Source organism: Microbacterium sp. Root61 (genome assembly GCF_001427525.1).
Lineage (GTDB): Bacteria > Actinomycetota > Actinomycetes > Actinomycetales > Microbacteriaceae > Microbacterium.
Genome location: NZ_LMGU01000002.1, coordinates 270,536 through 287,919, shown reverse-complemented (window position 1 = coordinate 287,919; position 17,384 = coordinate 270,536). Strand labels below are relative to the sequence as shown.

The following is a 17,384-nucleotide window of genomic DNA, read 5'->3' as shown; positions in this document are numbered from 1 at the left end:
CTGCAACTAGGAGGGTCGTCCATTGTGCGACAAGTCTACGGCAGGTGATCAGGCGTGCGCCTGGAAGACCGTCACCCCGCCGAGGATCGTCTCCAGGATCGGGATGCCGGCGATGCTGCCGGCGGGTTCGGCCGCGGCATCCGCATCCAACGGGGAGGACGCGAGCACCACGAAGTCAGCGAGCTTGCCCGGCGCGATCGACCCGATCTCGTGGTCCGAGAAGAGCTGGTACGCGCTGTCGATGGTCTGCGCGCGCAGCGCCTGGGCCACCGTGAGGCGCTCCTCCGGGGCGAGGATGCGCCCCGACCGACTGCGGCGCGTCACGGCGATCTCGATGTTGCGCAGCGGCTCGGGCGGCGTGACCTGGCCGTCGTTGTGGAACGAGATCCGCAGGCCGGCGGCCAGCGCCGACCCCGCGCGCGCCCAGGTCGCACCGTGCTCCGGTCCGAACAGGTCGTCGACAAGGACATCGCCCCAGTAGTACAGGTGGTCCACGAACACGCTCGCGGTGACGCCGAGGGATGCCGCACGCCGGAACTGGTCGGCGCGCATCGCCCCGACGTGCTCGAGCCGCAGCCGGTGGTCAGCGCGCGGATGCCGCGCCGTGACGCGCTCCCAGGCATCCAGCACCGAGTCCACGGCGTCGTCGCCGTGGACGTGGCAGGCCAGCTGCCAGCCGTCGGCGAAGTAGGCGTCGGATATCTCCTCGATCTGCGCGGTCGTGTAGTTGGCGGGTCCGCGGTGGTGCGGCTCGAGTCCGATCGAGCGGGTGGCCGGAGTGTCGAGGTACGGGAAGGATGCGGCGATGTTGCCGACCCACGGCGAGCCGTCGGCCCACAGCTTGATGCCCACCTGGCGCACCAGCTCGTCGCCGTGCCCGGGGTGCGAGAGGCTGCGCAGCTGCGGGTCGGACATCTCGTAGATGCGGATGCGCACGGTCAGCGCCCCGGCCGCCGCGGCGGCGGTGAGCGCGGGGCGCGATGACTCGGCGAACCCCATCTCCGCGGCCGTGGTGATCCCGGCGGCGTTGAGTCGTTCGGATTCGGCGCGCAGCTGCTCCAGCGAGTCCGCCGGCGTGATCCTCATCGCCGGACCGAAGACGGTCATCACCGCTGCGGCTTCCTTGGCGCTGCCGTCGAGGTCGCCGTTCGCGTCGTGCCCGTACGATGCCCCGACCGGGTCGGGAGTGTCGCGGGTGAGACCGCACGCGGCCGCCGCCGCGTCGTTGAAGTAGGCCGTATGACCGGAGTTGTGCAGGATCGCGACCGGCCGGTCATCGGCGAGGCCGTTGAGCCAGGCGCGGGTGGGCTCCGGCAGCCCGACCTGCAGCAGCGGGTCCCAGCCGTTGGCGTACACCCCCTCCGGCCCCGAGCCGCGGATGGCGTCGGCCAGGCGTGCGAGCACGTCGGCCGCATCGGCGACCACGACCGGACGGATGTCGAGGATGCTCGGGCTCAGCAGCACCGACTCGGCGAGAGGATGCCCGTGCGCCTCGATGAACCCGGGCAGCAGCACGCTCGTGCCGAGCTCATCGACCTTCGTGTCCGGGCCGACCAGCGCCTCGATCTCGGCCCGTTCGCCGACCGCCAGGATCCGGCCGGACCGCACCGCGACGGCCGACGCCGTGGGCGCGGCATCCTCCATCGTCAGCACCGAGCCGAAGAACACGCGATCCGCGAACTGCTGAGCCTCTGTCATGCGGTCAGCCTAGGGCGGACCGGGTCACCAGCTGACGGGCAGCGCCTTGCCCTCTTCGTACCCCGCGGCGGACTGCAGCCCGACGCGGGCACGCTCGTGGAACTCGGCGACCGTGGCGGCGCCGGCATAGGTGAACGACGAGCGCACGCCCGAGGTGATCATGTCGAGCAGGTCCTCGATGCCGGGACGCAGCGGGTCCAGGTAGATCTTCGACGACGAGATCCCCTCGGCGAACAGCTCCTTGCGCGCCAGTGCGTACGGATCGAGGCGTCCGAAGCGCTCGTGCACGGCCTTGGTCGAGGCCATCCCCCACGATTCCTTGTAGGCCCGCCCGCTGGCGTCGACCTGCAGCTCACCGGGCGCTTCGATCGTGCCGGCGAACCACGAGCCGATCATGACGGATGCCGCGCCCGCGGCGAGCGCGAGCGCGACGTCGCGCGGGTAGCGCACTCCGCCGTCGGCCCACACGTGGGCGCCCATCACCCGGGCGGCCTCGGCCGTCTCCAGGACGGCGGAGAACTGCGGCCGCCCGACCGCGGTCATCATGCGGGTGGTGCACATGGCGCCCGGTCCGACGCCGACTTTGAGGATGTCGGCGCCCGCGGCGACGAGGTCGTGCACGCCCTCCGCGGTGACGATGTTGCCGGCGGCGAGCGGGATCCCGAGGTCGAGGGCGGATACCTCGCGCAGGGCGCGCAGCATCCCCTCCTGATGTCCGTGCGCGGTGTCGATGACCAGGACGTCCACGCCCGCGGCCGCCAGCGCGCGGGCCTTCGAGGCGACGTCGCCGTTGATGCCGACCGCGGCGGCGACGATGAGTCGCCCGGACGCGTCGACGGCGGGACGGTAGAGGGTGGTGCGCAACGCGCTGCGGCGCGACAGGGTGCCGACCACGAAACCGTGGTGCAGGACGCACACGATCTCGGTCTCGGCGGCGACGATCAGGTCGAACGCGTGTCGGGCGTCCTGCACGTCGTCAGCGTCGATGGACGCCACGCGCCCACGGGCGAGGTCGCCCAGCCGCGCATCGGGCAGGGCGGAGCCCAGGCGCATCGCCGGCACCACGCCGTGGACGTCCTCGATCGAGAGCTTGTCGCCGGTCGCGTCTGCCACCACGATGCCGTGGCCCTCGGTCGCGGGCAGCAGTCGCGCGGCGTCGGCGACCGTCGCCTCCGGGGGAAGGACGATCGGGGTGTCCCACGGCACGGGCTGCGCCTTGACCCAGCGGATGGCGGCGTCCAACTCCTGGAGCGGCATGTCCTGCGGCAGCACACCGAGGCCGCCGCGCCGGGCGAGGGTCGCCGCGAGCCGCGCGCCCGTGACCGAGTTCATGTTGGAGGAGACCAGCGGGATGGTCGCCGTACTGCCGTCACCCGGCGACAGGTCGACGTCGAGACGACTCGTGACCGACGATCGTCGCGGCACGAGAAACACGTCCGAGTAGGTCAGATCGACATCGGGCTGATTTCCGTAGAACTCCACCTAGTAAAGGTAACCATTCGAGATCATCCGTGGTGAGGTCCCTCGGCGCCGGGGAGGACCGGTCAAACTGGGTTAGGCTTAACAGTCGTGCGCGTCGTCGATCCGCAACACGCGTATTCTCCCCAATTCTTCATTGATGAAAGCAGGCGATCGAGCGTGTCGAGCCAGGTGCCGGGCGTCGGGACTTCGAGCGAAGGAGAGTTCGGTGCCAATGAATGGCTCGTCGATGAACTCTACGAGCAGTTCACGACAGACAAGAACTCCGTCGACAAGGCCTGGTGGCCGATTCTCGAGGCATATCAGCCCGTGAAGGTGACGGCCCCGGCCGATCAGTCGGCACCGCCGACAGCCGCCGCGACGACACCGCCTGCGGCATCCGATGCCCACCCGGTGACCGCACCGATCCCGGTCATCGGCGCCCAGCCCGTGGCGCGCACGACCGCCAAGCCGGCGGCGCCGCAGCCCATCCCGGCGCAGGCCCCGAAGGTGATTCCGCCGGCGGCCGCCGACACCGGCGACGCCGATGCCGACGCCGTCACCCCGCTGCGCGGCATGAGCAAGACCCTGGCCGCGAACATGGACGAATCCTTGACCGTCCCGACCGCGACCAGCGTGCGCACGGTTCCGGCGAAGCTCATGATCGACAACCGGATCGTGATCAACAACCACATGTCCCGCACCCGCGGCGGCAAGGTCAGCTTCACGCACCTGATCGGCTGGGCCCTCATCCAGGCGCTCAAGGAGTTCCCGAGCCAGAACGTGTTCTACGCCGAGGTCGACGGCAAGCCGTCCGTCGTCGCTCCCGCGCACGTCAACCTCGGCATCGCGATCGACGTCCCCAAGCCCGACGGATCGCGCGCGCTGCTGGTCCCCAGCATCAAGCGCGCCGACACGCTGACGTTCGGCGAGTTCCTCACGTCCTACGAAGACCTCATCGTGCGTGCCCGTGCCAACAAGCTCACGGCCGCCGACTTCCAGGGCACCACGATCTCGCTCACCAACCCGGGCGGCATCGGCACGGTCCACTCCGTGCCGCGTCTGATGAAGGGTCAGGGCTGCATCGTCGGCGCCGGCGCCCTCGAGTACCCGGCGGAGTTCCAGGGCGCCAGCGAGAAGACGCTGAACGAGCTGGCCATCGGCAAGACCATCACGCTGACCAGCACCTACGACCACCGCGTCATCCAGGGTGCCGGCTCGGGCGAGTTCCTCAAGAAGGTGCACGAGCTGCTCATCGGGCAGCGCGGCTTCTACGACGGCATCTTCGCGGCGCTGCGCATCCCGTACGCGCCCATCCACTGGGCCGCCGACATCAACGTCGACCTGGCCGAGCGCGTCGACAAGACCGCCCGCGTGCAGGAGCTCATCAACTCGTTCCGCGTCCGCGGACACCTGATGGCCGACATCGACCCCCTCGAGTACGTGCAGCGCACACACCCCGACCTCGAGATCGAAGAGCACGGCCTCACGTTCTGGGATCTCGACCGTGAATTCGTCACGGGCGGCTTCGGCGGCAAGCGCCAGATGAAGCTGCGCGACATCCTCGGCGTCCTGCGCGACTCGTACTGCCGCACCATCGGCATCGAGTACATGCACATCCAGGACCCCGAGCAGCGTCGCTGGTTCCAGGCCAACGTCGAGGTCAAGTACCAGAAGCCCGGTCACGACGAGCAGCTCCGCATCCTGAGCAAGCTCAACGAGGGCGAGGCGTTCGAGACCTTCCTGCAGACCAAGTACGTCGGGCAGAAGCGCTTCAGCCTCGAGGGCGGCGAGTCCCTGATCCCGCTGCTCGATGAGATCCTGCAGGGCGCAGCCCTCGCGGGCCTGGACGGCGCCGCCATCGGCATGGCGCACCGTGGACGTCTGAATGTCCTCACCAACATCGCGGGCAAGACCTACGGTCAGGTGTTCCGCGAGTTCGAGGGTTCCGTCGCGGTCGGCTCCAAGAGCGGCTCCGGCGACGTGAAGTACCACCTCGGCACCGAGGGCACCTTCGTCGACGACCGCGGCGAGGAGCTCCCCGTGCTCCTCGCGGCCAACCCGTCGCACCTGGAGACCGTCGACGGCGTCCTGGAGGGCATCGTCCGCGCCAAGCAGGACCGCAAGCCCATCGGCACGTTCGCGTGGCTCCCGATCCTCGTGCACGGCGACGCGGCGTTCGCGGGACAGGGTGTCGTCGTCGAGACGCTCCAGATGTCGCAGTTGCGCGGCTACCGCACCGGCGGCACCATCCACGTCGTGGTCAACAACCAGGTCGGCTTCACGACGGTGCCGCAGGATGCCCGCACCTCGGTGTACGCCACGGATGTCGCCAAGACCATCCAGGCGCCCATCTTCCACGTGAACGGCGATGACCCGGAGGCCGTGGTGCGCGTCGCGCAGCTGGCATCCGCGTACCGCGAGCGTTTCCACCGCGACGTCGTCATCGACCTCGTCTGCTACCGCCGCCGCGGTCACAACGAGGGCGACGACCCGTCGATGACGCAACCGCTCATGACGAACCTCATCGAGGCGAAGCGCTCGGTTCGCCGTCTGTACACCGAGTCCCTCGTCGGACGCGGTGACATCACCGAGGACGAGTACGAGCAGGCCAAGCGCGACTTCCAGGGCCGTCTCGAGATCGCGTTCGCCGAGACGCATGCGGCCGAGACCGGCGCGTCGCCGGTCGTGCCGGAGGGCGCGACCGACGAACCTGTCACCGGTGAGCCCGAGACGACCGCCGTCAGCGGGGACGTCGTCCAGCTGATCGGCGACGCGTTCGTGAACAAGCCCGAGGGCTTCACGGTGCACACGAAGCTGCAGCAGCTCCTGGAGAAGCGCCTGGACATGAGCCGCAACGGCAACGTGGACTGGGCCTTCGGCGAGCTGCTGGCCTTCGGATCGCTGCTGCTGGAAGGCACCGCCGTGCGCCTCGCCGGCCAGGACAGCCGCCGCGGCACGTTCGTGCAGCGTCACGCCGTGCTGCACGACCGTGCGAACGGCCAGGAGTGGATCCCGCTCGCGAACCTCAGCGAGAACCAGGGACGTTTCTGGGTCTACGACTCGCTGCTCAGCGAGTACGCCGCGATGGGCTTCGAGTACGGCTACTCGGTGGAGCGGGCGGACGCGCTCGTGCTGTGGGAGGGCCAGTTCGGCGACTTCGCCAACGGCGCCCAGTCGGTCATCGACGAGTACATCTCGGCGGCCGACCAGAAGTGGGGCCAGCAGTCCAGCGTCGTGCTCCTGCTCCCCCACGGCTATGAAGGCCAGGGCCCGGACCACTCGTCGGCCCGCATCGAGCGCTACCTGCAGATGTGCGCACAGGACAACATGACGATCGCGCGTCCGTCGACGCCCGCGTCGTACTTCCACCTGCTGCGCCGTCAGGCCTACGCGCGTCCGCGTCGTCCGCTCGTGGTCTTCACCCCGAAGGCGATGCTGCGTCTGCGCGGCGCGACGAGCCCCGTGGAGGACTTCCTCGGCGGCAAGTTCGAGCCGGTGCTGGACGATGACCGCACCATCGAGGCGTCGGCGGTGAAGCGCGTCCTGCTGCACGCCGGCAAGATCCACTGGGACCTGCGCTCGGAGCTCGACAAGAACCCGAACCCCGAGATCGCCCTCGTGCGGCTCGAGCAGTTCTACCCGGCGCCGATCGACGAGCTGAACGCCGTGCTCGCACGGTACCCGAACGCCGAACTGGTCTGGGTGCAGGACGAGCCCGAGAACCAAGGCGCCTGGCCGTTCATCGCGCTGGAGGTCGTCAAGCACCTGCAGGACCGCACGATCCGTCTGGTGTCGCGCACCGCATCGGCGTCCCCGGCCACCGGCTCGCCCAAGGTGCACGCACGCGAGCACGCCGAGATCATGAAGGCCGCCATCACGCTGTAGCGGAGAGCGGACCGATATCCCGCGGGAGCGCCTCAGGCACTCCCGCGGGATTTCTCGTCTACGGGGTGCGCCGGCGCGCCCGGAGGCGTCGCCACACGGTGACGCCGACCGCGATCGCGGCCAGGAGGATGCTGGGCAGCAGATTGCCGCCGGCGAGGATCAGGAGTCCGGCAGAGAGCACCGCGGCGATCACCGCCATCCACCACCCCGCACTCCAGCGCGGCAGGATCAGCACCGCCGCGATCATGCCGACCGCGTAGATGGCCACCATGTTGCTGGTGTGGATCAGGATGAAAGGCTCGAGGTCCAGGCCGGTCCACACCATGACCGCGAAGTAGACGAGGCCGACCGCGAGCGTCAGGGTGAGCGCACGGCGCGGCACCATGCCGGCGTCGGCGCCGCGCTCGAACCAGCGCGGCAGATCGCCGTTGCGGGCGAGGGATGCCCCGAGCTTGCCGAACGCGGCGAGGTAGGCGTTGAGCACTCCGAGCGAGACGATGGCCGCCACGATGCCGACCGCGATAGGGCCGACACCCGGCGCGAGCGTGGAGACCAGAGTGAGGAGCGGGACAACGTCGTCTCCGGCGGATGCGCCCAGCACGCCGACCGTCGCGATCTGCAGCAGCAGGTACGAGGCACCGGTCAGCACCAGCGCAATGGTGGTCGCGATCGGGATGACGCGGCGGGGATTGCGGAACTCGCCCGAGATGTGCGTGCCGACCTCCCACCCGGCGAAGGCCCAGACGAACAGGCTGATGGCCGTGCCGACGCCGGCCCAGCCATGGGGCAGGAAGGGCGTGAAGCGCACCGGGTCGACCGCGGGCAGCGCGAGCGCCACGACGCCCACGACGAGGGCGAGGAGCAGGCCGGTGAGGACGAACTGCGCCCACCCGGCGACACGGACGCCCAGGAGGTTCGCGCCGTAGGGCAGCGCGATGATCGTGAGCGCAAGGATGGGCACGGCCGCCCGGTCGATGCCGGCGACCGCGACCACGTACTCGGCGCCGAGCACGGCGACCACGGGGGTGCCCGCGCAGACGCCGAAGTAGAACCAGTAGCCGGTCATGCGCGCCGCCGTCGGGCCCATGGCGCGCCGCACATAGCTGGCCACACCTCCGGGATCGGGATACCGGGCCGCGAGCGCACCGAACGTCCCCGCGAGCGGCACGGACAGGATCAGCACCGCGATGACCGCGACGATCGAGGCCGGACCCGCCGCGGCCGCGGCGACGCCGGGCAGCACGAGCAGACCGGTGCCGAGGACGGCGGCGATGTACATCGCCGTGCCCTGCACCACCCCGATCGAACCGTGGTGCTCATCCACCGCGGTGGCGACCGCATCCGCCTTCATGCTCACCCTCGAAGTCTGCCGGGTGCCGGCGACATCGACGACCACGGCAGCCGCCACGCCACGACGGCGGACTGCCAATCGGCGCGGGTCAGTACCAGAGTCCGAGATACGGGGTGTCGGCCGAGGCGAAGCTCGCATCCAGAGCGGTCGCGGCATCCCGATCTCCGTGCACGCGACCGGCTGCGAACAGCGTGACCGCGCGCACTCCCCCGAGCAGGATCGAGCCCAGCTCGTTGACCGTCATCGACAGGTCGGGGGCGGCATCCGTCGCCGTCACCGTCGCCGCGCCCGCGGCGTCGATGTCGATGCGCCAGGTGCCGTCGGCGAAGCCGAGCGCGTCCTCGACGCGGAGCACGAACGTGCCGGATGCCGAGTAGCTGCGTGCCTGCAGGGTCGTCACGACGTCCAGGATGCGGAGCCAGCCGTGGTCGCTCGTGGTCACGCTCGCGCCGCGCTGGTCGGAGATCATCCACCGCAACGGCTCGTCGACCGAGCGCAGCGGAGCCTTCACGACCTCGACGAGGTCGTGCTCGAGCACGAAGCGCCACAGGGCCGCGTAGGCATCAGGGGTCTCGGTGATCAGCTGCTGAAGATTGAGCGTGTTCTTGGTGAAGTCGGCGTCGTGCTCGGTGATCCGGTAGACGGCGATGCCGCGCGTGGTGCCGGAGGCGTCCGCATAGCGCACGGCCCGCACCTTGCGCCCGCCTTCGGCGCCGGGGGTGGTCCCCGCCTGGCGCTGCCACAGCCCCGGCCATCCGGCCACCTCGCCCGGGCGCGCATTGCGGACACGCTCGTGCAGAGCGCTCAGCTCATCGGGCAGCGCCTCCCGGTCCAGGAAGTCGAGCCGACCATCGGGCCGCGGCCCGATCCAGCGCGCCCGCTTCGTCTCGATGCTCCAGTCCGTCGCATACGTCGCGGGCGAGAAGCCGAAGCGGTGGTAGATCGTCGCCTCGGACACCGTCAGACCGGCGATCGGGATGCCGGCCGCCGCCGCCGTGCGCAGCTCGCCCTCGAGCATCGCACGGGCGATGCCCTTGCGCCGGTGGGTGGGAGAGACGGTGACGCCGCTGATCGCCCACATCGGGATCGTCTGCCGACCCGGCAGGGTCAGCTGCGTGATCCAGGAATCGACGGTCGCGACCGGACCGAGGGGCTGCAGACCCGAGCGGTCGAAGATGCCGGTCATACGGCGGAACCCGATCGCCGTCCGCGACGCCTCGACCTGCTCGGACGTGGATTCCTCGCCGAGGAATCCACGGTTCACCGCCTGCAGGAAGTGCGGGAAGCCGTCGCCGTCGGCTGGGATCAGCCGATACTCGAGTCCGGCCTCAGCGAGGGCGGCAGTGGAGTAAGGGTCCTGCGGGAGCGCCCGCGCGTCGATATCGGCCATGCGTCCAGCCTAAAACGTGCCGTCGACCTCTACGGCGCGAGGGCCTCCGTCGCCGCGTCCACCGACGCGTCGCGGTCGGCCGCGACGAGGCCGAGCCGGGTGCGACGGTCCAGGAGGTCGTCCACGGTGAGGGCCCCTTCCACCCGCACGCCCCACGCGAGCTCGCGCCCGGTGACGCCGCGCGCGGCATCCGACCCCTCGGGCAGGCGCGCCAGGAACGGCGCCTCGGCCCCGTACCGGCGCACGAGACGGGCCGGCGCGGCGATCTCGTCGAGGCGCGCGCGGGGCCACGCGCCGACGAGGGGCAGCGAGCGGGTCACGCTCGCGGCCACGGCATCGGTGCCGCCGAGCCGGAGCCGGACGGCTTCGTCCACGCCGTCCTGCGCCATGCGGCGGTAGGTCGTGAGCTTGCCGCCGACGACGCTCAGCACGCCGGTGGAGGACTCCAGGATCGCGTGGCGCCGGGACAGGTCGCTGGTGGCGTCCTCGCTCCCCCGCGCGTCGGTGAGCAGCGGGCGGAGCCCGGCGAACGTCGAGATCACATCGCTGCGCTGCAGCGGTTCGGCCAGCATCGTGTTCACCGTCTCGAGCAGCATGTCGATCTCGGCATCGGTGGCGTGCGGCACGTCCGGCAGCGGTCCGTCGGCCGGCACATCGGTGAGCCCGATGTAGGCGCGACCGTGCAGGGCCGGCACGGTGAAGACGAAGCGGCTGCTCGATCCGGGTACCGGAACGGTGAGCGAGACGTCCACGCCCCCGAGGCGTGCGGCATCGACGACGAGGTGCGTGCCGCGGCTGGGTCGCAGATGCACGTCGGGATCGACCTCGCCCGCCCACACGCCGGTGGCGTTCAGCACGGCGCGGGCCCGCACGGTGAGCTCGGTGCCGGTGAGCGTGTCGCGCAGAACGGCTCCGTACCCGGAGACCTGCGTGGCCTCCACACGGGTGAGGACGGATGCCCCGTACCCGGCGGCGGTGCGCGCGATCGCCACGACGAGCCGCGCGTCGTCGATGAGCTGCCCGTCCCACCCGCGCATTCCCCCGCGCAGTTCCTCCGGCCGGACGGCTGGCACGAGCCGCAGGGTCTCGTTGCGGCCGATGGGGCCGGGGGCGTGCAGGACCGCGTCCGGGGTGCCGACGATGCGGCGCAGTCCGTCGCCCAGGGCGAAGCCCGCGCCGATGTATACCCCTCGCGACATGTGACCGGGAGCGTACAGCGGCATGACCTGCGCCAGGGGCCGGGTGAGGTGCGGCGCGATCCGCGTCATGAGCAGATGACGCTCGGCCGCGCTCTCGTGCGCGATGCCGAACTGCCCTGAGGCGAGGTAGCGGAGGCCGCCGTGCACGAGCTTGGAGCTCCACCGGCTGGTGCCGAAGGCGAGGTCGTGACGTTCGACCAGCACGGTGCGCAAGCCGCGGCTGGCGGCATCCAGGGCGATCCCCGCGCCGGTGACGCCGCCCCCGATCACGAGCACGTCGATGTCGGGCGCATCACCCAGCGCCTCGAGCTCCCGGGTGCGCCGGGTCGCGTTCAGGGCCGAGGAGAAGGGCGTGCGCCCCATGGTGCGGGTCATGACCGGCACCCCAGGTAGCCGCGCAGCAGGTGTTCGAGCTCGGCGCTCCAGCCGTCGTCGTCGATCCATTCGGCGACCAGCGGCGCGGACTGCACCGAGGCCTGCGCGGTGAGCAGCACCACGGCCGCGAGCTGTGCCGGATCACCGGCGCGGACATATCCGGCCTGCTGCCCGTGCGCGATCCGCCGCGCGAGCTCGGCGTGGATCGCGCGCTGGCTCGTCCCCAGCCGATCCAGGATGTAGTGCGCGAACAGCTCCGGGTCGGTGTCGCGCAGGCGATCGACCAGGGCCATACGACGCATGTGACTGGTGGTGGACACCAGCACCTCGACGAGCTCGTCGAGCGTGGCGGCGTCACGCTCGGACCCCGGCAGCACCGCCAGGAGCTCGCGGGTCACCAACGCGGCGAAGACGGACTGCGCGTCGGGCCAGTACCGGTACAGCGTCTGGCGCGCCACACCGGCGCGCCGAGCGATGTCCGACACGCTCGTGCGCCGAATGCCGTGCGAGAGCACCTCCTCGAGCGCCGCATCGAGAATCGCCGTCTGCGTATCCGGAACACCATCGACCATGTGACAAACATACAGAATGTGTCATACTGTCGCGATGGATGCGACGGAGCCCACCGAAGAACTCGGCCGAACCCCCTCGACCGCCCCTCATCGGGAGCCCCTCGCGATACCGCTCCCCCGCCCGCGCATGACGTGGGACATCTGGGGTGATGCCGCCTCGGCAGCCCATCTGCCCGCGGGCGCCAAGACCCTGCTCGCGACGATCCTGCCGGGCAAGGCGCATCCCGTGCCGCGCCGCCCGCGCGCCGAACTCCGGCTCACGGCATCCCGTCTCTCCGACGCCGACCTCACCGCCCTCGGGGCGATCGTCGGCGTCGAGCACGCCACCCGCGACGATGCCGCACGGGCGTTGTGCCTCGGCGGCAAGAGCACTCCCGACCTGCTCGCCCGCCGACTCACCGACCCGCAGGTCGCACCCGATGCGGTCGTCTCCCCCGCCGACCACGATCAGACCATTGAGCTGCTGCGGGCCTGCAGCGAGCGCGGGATCGCCGTCGTGCCGTTCGGCGGCGGAACCAGCGTCGTGGGCGGAGTAGCCCCCGACGCAGGAGCGCACTCGAGCGTCATCGCGCTGGACCTGGAGCGCACGGCCGCCCTGTGGGACCTCGACGAGACCAGCCTGCTCGCGACCTTCGGCGCCGGAACCACCGGTCCCCAGGCCGAGGAGCTGCTCGGCGCTCGGGGCTACACCCTCGGGCACTTCCCGCAGAGCTTCCGGTTCGCCTCGATCGGCGGTTTCGCCGCGACCCGGTCGAGCGGCCAGGCTTCGCGCGGATACGGCCGGTTCGACGATCTCGTGCACGCGCTGCGTGTCGCGACCCCGGTCGGCGACCTCGATCTCGGCCGCGCACCGGCGAGCGCCGCGGGCCCCGACCTGCGCGAGCTGTTCCTCGGCTCGGAAGGCGCCTTCGGCGTCCTCACCGAGGTGACGGTCCGCATCCGTCCCGTTCCCGCCGTCACCGAGTACTGCGCGTGGACCTTCCCCGACTTCGCGTCGGGCGCCGCAGCACTGCGTGAACTCACACAGCTCGGCATCCGCCCTACCGTTCTGCGACTGAGCGACGAGAGCGAGACGAAGGTCAACGCGGCGATGGGCGCGCACTTCACGCGGATGCGCGGATGTCTCGCCATCGCCACCTTCGAGGGTTCGGACGCGAAGCACACTCTGGCCGCGACAGAAGCGGTTTTCGCTGCCCGCGGTGCGAAGTCCCGTGGCGCGGATCCCGCGCAGTCGTGGGAGCGGGGACGCTTCAACGCCCCTGCGCTGCGCGACACACTCCTGGACCTCGGCGTACTCGCCGAGACGCTGGAGACCGCGACGACGTGGGCGGGACTCGAGGGGTTGAAGTCGTCCGTCACCGAGGCGCTCACCGCGTCGCTGACCGCGGACGGTACGAAGCCGATCGTGATGTGCCACATCTCGCACGTCTATCCGGCCGGCGCCTCGCTGTACTTCACGGTGGTGGCGGCCCTCACCACCGATCCCGCCGCGCAGTGGGGGCGAGCGAAGGATGCCGCGTCCCACGCGATCCTGAACGCAGGGGGCACGATCACCCACCACCATGCCGTCGGCCGCGATCACCGCCCGTATTTCGAGGAGGAGATCGGCCCGCTCGGAGTCGCCGTGCTGCGCGCCGTCAAGGCGACGCTGGATCCCCAGGGCATCATGAATCCCGGCGCGCTGGTGCGCGCCGCGGAGGATGGATGAACGTCACGCTTCTCGTGAACCCGGCGGCGCGCTCGGGCGCGCACACCCACGCCGCGCCGCAGGCCGCCGAGCGGCTGCGGGAGCACGGGGTGCGGACCGCGATCGTCAGCGGGGGCAGTGCCGAGGAGTCGACCGACCTGCTGCGCGCCGCGATCGGTCTGGGGACGGATGCCGTCGTCGTCGCCGGCGGAGACGGCACCGTGCATCTCGCGATCCAGGAGCTCGCCGGCACCGGCATTCCGTTGGGGATCATCCCCGCCGGGACCGGCAATGACATGGCCTCCGCGGTCGGCTTGAAGGAACTGGATGTCCTGGCCGCGGCCGACACGGTCGCGGCGGGTCGCACGCGCCAGATCGACCTTGCGCGCGTCACACGTCAGGACGGCACGACCGCGCATTTCGGTTCGGTGCTGGCCAGCGGCTTCGATTCGCGCGTGAACGACCGCGCCAACGCGATGCGGTGGCCGCGCGGCGGTTCGCGATACAACATCGCGATCCTCATCGAGTTCCTGACGCTGCGCGGCATCCCGTACGAGATCGACATGGTGCTGGCCGACGGCACCCCCGCGCGCGTGGTCGGCGACCTCATCATGGCGACGGTGGGGAACGGCAGCAGCTATGGGGGCGGCATCCCGATCTGCCCGGACGCTGATCCGAGCGACGGGCTGCTGGATGTCACCCTCGTCCGCCCCGCCGGACGGCTTCGGCTGCTGCGCCTGCTGCCCCGCGTCTACAAGGGCACGCACACCACGATCGACGAGGTATCTACCTATCGCGTGCGCAGCATCCGCCTGTCCGCCCCTGGCGTGACCGCCTACGCGGATGGCGACCCGATCGGCGCGCTGCCGCTCGCGATCGAGATCGATCCCGGCGCGCTCACCCTCTTCACGCCGGACGCCTGACCTTCTGAACTGGACGCCTGGTGCCGGATGCCTAGGAGAGGTGTGCGTCGGGCTGAGCCGCTATTGGCGCCTCACTGATCGACAGAACTGCGATGGGACCGCCAAACGTTGTCGACGGAGTGAACACGCTCCTCCTTCCCGGGGCCGATCCGGTATCGACTCAGAACGGCGGCATGGCAGTGTCGCGATCGGTTCTGGATGGCGTGAACGTGGGAACTTTCCGTTCGGGATCGACGCGGTAGTGGCGTCCGGTGGGTGAGGTCCATTCCAGGGCGCCGCCGCTGTCGGCGATCTGGTGCACGCGCCACCGGCCGTGGTGCTTGATCGTGTGAGCTGACCGCCGACGTCAAGGCAGAGTTGATCGCTGTCNATCGACGCGGTAGTGGCGTCCGGTGGGTGAGGTCCATTCCAGGGCGCCGCCGCTGTCGGCGATCTGGTGCACGCGCCACCGGCCGTGGTGCTTGATCGTGTGGTGTCCTTTGCACAGCGGGGCGAGGTTGCTCAGTTCGGTGGTGCCGCCGTGTTCCCATGCCACCGTGTGATCGATCTCGCAACGCGCCGCCGGGATACCGCATCCCGGCGCCATACATCGCTCCGCCCGCCACCGCACCAGGCGCCGCAACTCCGGCGGCGGCCGATACCTCTCCCGCCCCACCGACAGCACCACCCCCGTCTCCGGGTGGGTCAGCACCCGCATCCACCCCTCCGCGGACCCACACAACTCCCGGGCACGCGCGAGCGGGATGGGCCCGACACCTTCGACGCTCGCGCCGTGCGATTGCCCATCGGAGTCGAGCAAGCTCAGGACCGGGACGGTGACCACGACGGTCGCGCGGATACCGCGCGACTCGGCGGGTGTCGCTTCGGTGGTGCCATCGATCAGGAGGTCACCGCACACGTCCGCCCGCAACTGATCCAACGTGCGGGTCTCACCGTCCTGGGCGGCGATCACCTTCCCGATCGCGGTGAGACGGCCGTGGATGGCGTGTACCTCGACCGCGGGACCGAACAGCATGAACCACGCCATCCCATCCTCCGCCGGCGTGACCACCACCCGCCGCTGCTGCAGGGCCTGCTCGTGCCGCTCCGCGAGGGTGGCTGCCCGGACGCTGTCCACCAGCATCCGCAACTTCCGACGGAACGTCCCGAACGCGTGCGTCTCCGCCAACCCGATCGCCGGCTCGAGCACCTGCCCGCGCAGCTCCGGTTCGACCGTGTCCACCAGGTCGACCAGTTCGGTGGCGTGCCGCGCACTCATCCGCGCACCCTCGAGCGAATCGAGGACCCCCGGGTACCGGTGCACCAGGGCGTCCGCGTGCGCGACGAGCAACCCCGCGGCCGACTCGGTGATCGACAGTGCCGCCGCCAGCTCAAGACGGACGGAACGTTCGATCACATCGGTGAGCTGATGCCCGTGGGAGGCCGCGTCCGCGAGCGCCTCTTGACGCAGCGCGTCGACACGCACGTACCGGTGCGCCGCGAACACCGCGAGCATCCCCTCAACCTCGACGACGAGGTCCAACGCGTCCGGGAACGGAGGCACCCAGCCGTCATCGTCCGGAGGGAGACCCTCGTCGGCAACGGTACTGGACATACCTCGACATTAGAACATACCTCCGACATTGCGACCGGCCGTCGCTAGCCCGATCACGCCCGGAGAACAGGAACGCAGAACCGGCTCGAAACCGACCGCGAAAGCTCGCGATCGCCCCGACCGCCAGGAAGTCGCCCATCACGCGACGAGCGCCCCGAGGTCATCCGTCACACGACGGATCCACCCCAACGGACGAACAGCCCCAGATCGCCCAAGCGAGAACCGAAGCCCCAGCGCCCCGACGCTCAGTGCGTGGTCTGGACGGCCCGCAGACGGGCCAGCACCTGGTCGCGCAGCTCTTCGGGCGCGGACTCCTTGCAGGCCCGCGCGACGACCTCGGTGAGCGTCGTGGAGACGAGCGCCTCATCCCGGCAGGTCGCGCAGTTCTCCAAATGGTCCGCGATGTCCTTCTGTGAGGTCGTGCAGACCTCGTGACGGAGGTACTCCTCCAGATCGCGTCGCGCTTTCTCGCAGCCGCAGTCGGTCATTTCTTGCTCCTCGTCGCGGCAGTGGTGCCACGGGTCTTGGTCGCGGGAGTGCTCTCGTCCTGTGCCGAAGCCTCAGGAGTGGAGATGCCGCGTTCTCTTGCATAGTCCGACAACAGCTCGCGGAGCATTCGTCTGCCACGATGCAGACGGCTCATGACCGTGCCGATGGGGGTCTTCATGATGTCGGCGATCTCCTGGTAGGCGAATCCTTCGACATCTGCGAAGTACACCGCCAACCGGAAGTCCTCCGGGATCGACTGCAAGGCGTCTTTCACGACGGATGCCGGCATCCGATCGATCGCCTCCGCCTCGGCCGAACGGGTGCTGGTGGCCGTGGTGGACTCCGCACCGCCCAGCTGCCAGTCTTCGAGCTCGTCGATGGTGCCCTGATACGGCTCGCGCTGCTTCTTGCGATACGTGTTGATGTAGGTGTTCGTCAGGATCCGGTACAACCACGCCTTGAGGTTGGTCCCCTGGGTGAACGTCTTCCACGACGCGAAGGCCTTCACGAAGGTCTCCTGTACGAGGTCGGCGGCGTCCGCCGGGTTGCGCGTCATGCGCATGGCGGCGGCATACAACTGGTCCATGAAGGGCAGCGCCTGCTCTTCGAACTGGTTGCGCACATCGACTGTGGTCTGAGCCTGGTCGTTCATCAGGCGCAAGTCTACGTCCGAGGCCTCGGCATACACGGCCGGGCGGTCGAGCGTGGAGATCATCCTGCTCCTCTCGGAAAAGTTCGGTTGTCACGTGGGTTCAGTAGG

Annotated in this window: 12 protein-coding genes; 3 read left to right on the top strand and 9 right to left on the bottom strand. The window is 70.0% G+C overall.

Annotation, left to right across the window (positions count from 1 at the left end):
* Positions 1 to 48: 48 nt before the first annotated feature.
* Both ASD65_RS17565 and ASD65_RS17560 read right to left on the bottom strand, forming a co-directional pair.
* On the bottom strand, positions 49 to 1,698 hold the full coding sequence (locus tag ASD65_RS17565; RefSeq protein WP_056225759.1) for an amidohydrolase: 1,650 nt from the start codon (positions 1,696 to 1,698) through the stop codon (positions 49 to 51).
* A 24-nt stretch (positions 1,699 to 1,722) separates the two neighbouring features.
* On the bottom strand, positions 1,723 to 3,180 hold the full coding sequence (locus ASD65_RS17560; RefSeq protein WP_056225756.1) for a GuaB1 family IMP dehydrogenase-related protein: 1,458 nt from the start codon (positions 3,178 to 3,180) through the stop codon (positions 1,723 to 1,725).
* A gap of 156 nt (positions 3,181 to 3,336) precedes the next feature.
* Between ASD65_RS17560 and ASD65_RS17555 the strand changes: the two genes are divergently transcribed.
* Positions 3,337 to 7,044, top strand: a complete 3,708-nt coding sequence (locus tag ASD65_RS17555; RefSeq protein ID WP_082561980.1) for a multifunctional oxoglutarate decarboxylase/oxoglutarate dehydrogenase thiamine pyrophosphate-binding subunit/dihydrolipoyllysine-residue succinyltransferase subunit — start codon at positions 3,337 to 3,339, stop codon at positions 7,042 to 7,044.
* Between the two features lie 58 nt (positions 7,045 to 7,102).
* On the opposite strand, the gene ASD65_RS17550 is transcribed toward ASD65_RS17555, so the two are convergent.
* From ASD65_RS17550 to ASD65_RS17535, 4 genes are all read right to left on the bottom strand, one after another.
* Positions 7,103 to 8,395: an APC family permease gene (locus ASD65_RS17550; RefSeq protein ID WP_082561996.1), complete on the bottom strand. Its 1,293-nt coding sequence runs from the start codon at positions 8,393 to 8,395 to the stop codon at positions 7,103 to 7,105.
* 88 nt (positions 8,396 to 8,483) lie between these two features.
* The gene (locus ASD65_RS17545; protein WP_056225752.1) at positions 8,484 to 9,785 is read right to left on the bottom strand and encodes a GNAT family N-acetyltransferase; all 1,302 of its coding nucleotides are present in this window, start codon (positions 9,783 to 9,785) and stop codon (positions 8,484 to 8,486) included.
* A 29-nt stretch (positions 9,786 to 9,814) separates the two neighbouring features.
* Entirely contained in the window at positions 9,815 to 11,359 is a 1,545-nt protein-coding gene (locus ASD65_RS17540) for a glycerol-3-phosphate dehydrogenase/oxidase (protein ID WP_056226436.1), read from the bottom strand.
* Positions 11,356 to 11,931 (bottom strand): TetR/AcrR family transcriptional regulator, encoded by a 576-nt coding sequence (locus ASD65_RS17535; protein WP_056225749.1) that lies wholly within the window; start codon positions 11,929 to 11,931, stop codon positions 11,356 to 11,358. The genes ASD65_RS17540 and ASD65_RS17535 overlap by 4 nt, the downstream gene beginning before the upstream one ends.
* A gap of 34 nt (positions 11,932 to 11,965) precedes the next feature.
* Here ASD65_RS17535 and ASD65_RS17530 point away from each other — a divergent pair, with 34 nt between their 5' ends.
* Together ASD65_RS17530 and ASD65_RS17525 are read left to right on the top strand one after the other, a co-directional pair.
* Positions 11,966 to 13,639: an FAD-binding oxidoreductase gene (locus ASD65_RS17530; RefSeq protein ID WP_082561979.1), complete on the top strand. Its 1,674-nt coding sequence runs from the start codon at positions 11,966 to 11,968 to the stop codon at positions 13,637 to 13,639.
* Positions 13,636 to 14,541 (top strand): diacylglycerol kinase, encoded by a 906-nt coding sequence (locus ASD65_RS17525; RefSeq protein ID WP_056225742.1) that lies wholly within the window; start codon positions 13,636 to 13,638, stop codon positions 14,539 to 14,541. Before ASD65_RS17530 ends, ASD65_RS17525 begins: the two co-directional genes overlap by 4 nt.
* Positions 14,542 to 14,911: 370 nt before the next feature.
* Here ASD65_RS17525 and ASD65_RS17520 read toward each other — a convergent pair.
* The 3 genes from ASD65_RS17520 to ASD65_RS17510 all read right to left on the bottom strand — a co-directional run.
* Positions 14,912 to 16,135 (bottom strand): HNH endonuclease signature motif containing protein (locus ASD65_RS17520; RefSeq protein WP_235566826.1); only part of this gene is annotated, 1,224 nt, incomplete at its 3' end.
* 245 nt (positions 16,136 to 16,380) lie between these two features.
* Complete coding sequence (locus ASD65_RS17515; protein ID WP_056225739.1) at positions 16,381 to 16,623, bottom strand: hypothetical protein; 243 nt, start codon at positions 16,621 to 16,623, stop codon at positions 16,381 to 16,383.
* Positions 16,620 to 17,339 (bottom strand): sigma-70 family RNA polymerase sigma factor, encoded by a 720-nt coding sequence (locus tag ASD65_RS17510; RefSeq protein WP_056225737.1) that lies wholly within the window; start codon positions 17,337 to 17,339, stop codon positions 16,620 to 16,622. The genes ASD65_RS17515 and ASD65_RS17510 overlap by 4 nt, the downstream gene beginning before the upstream one ends.
* Positions 17,340 to 17,384: the final 45 nt, after the last annotated feature.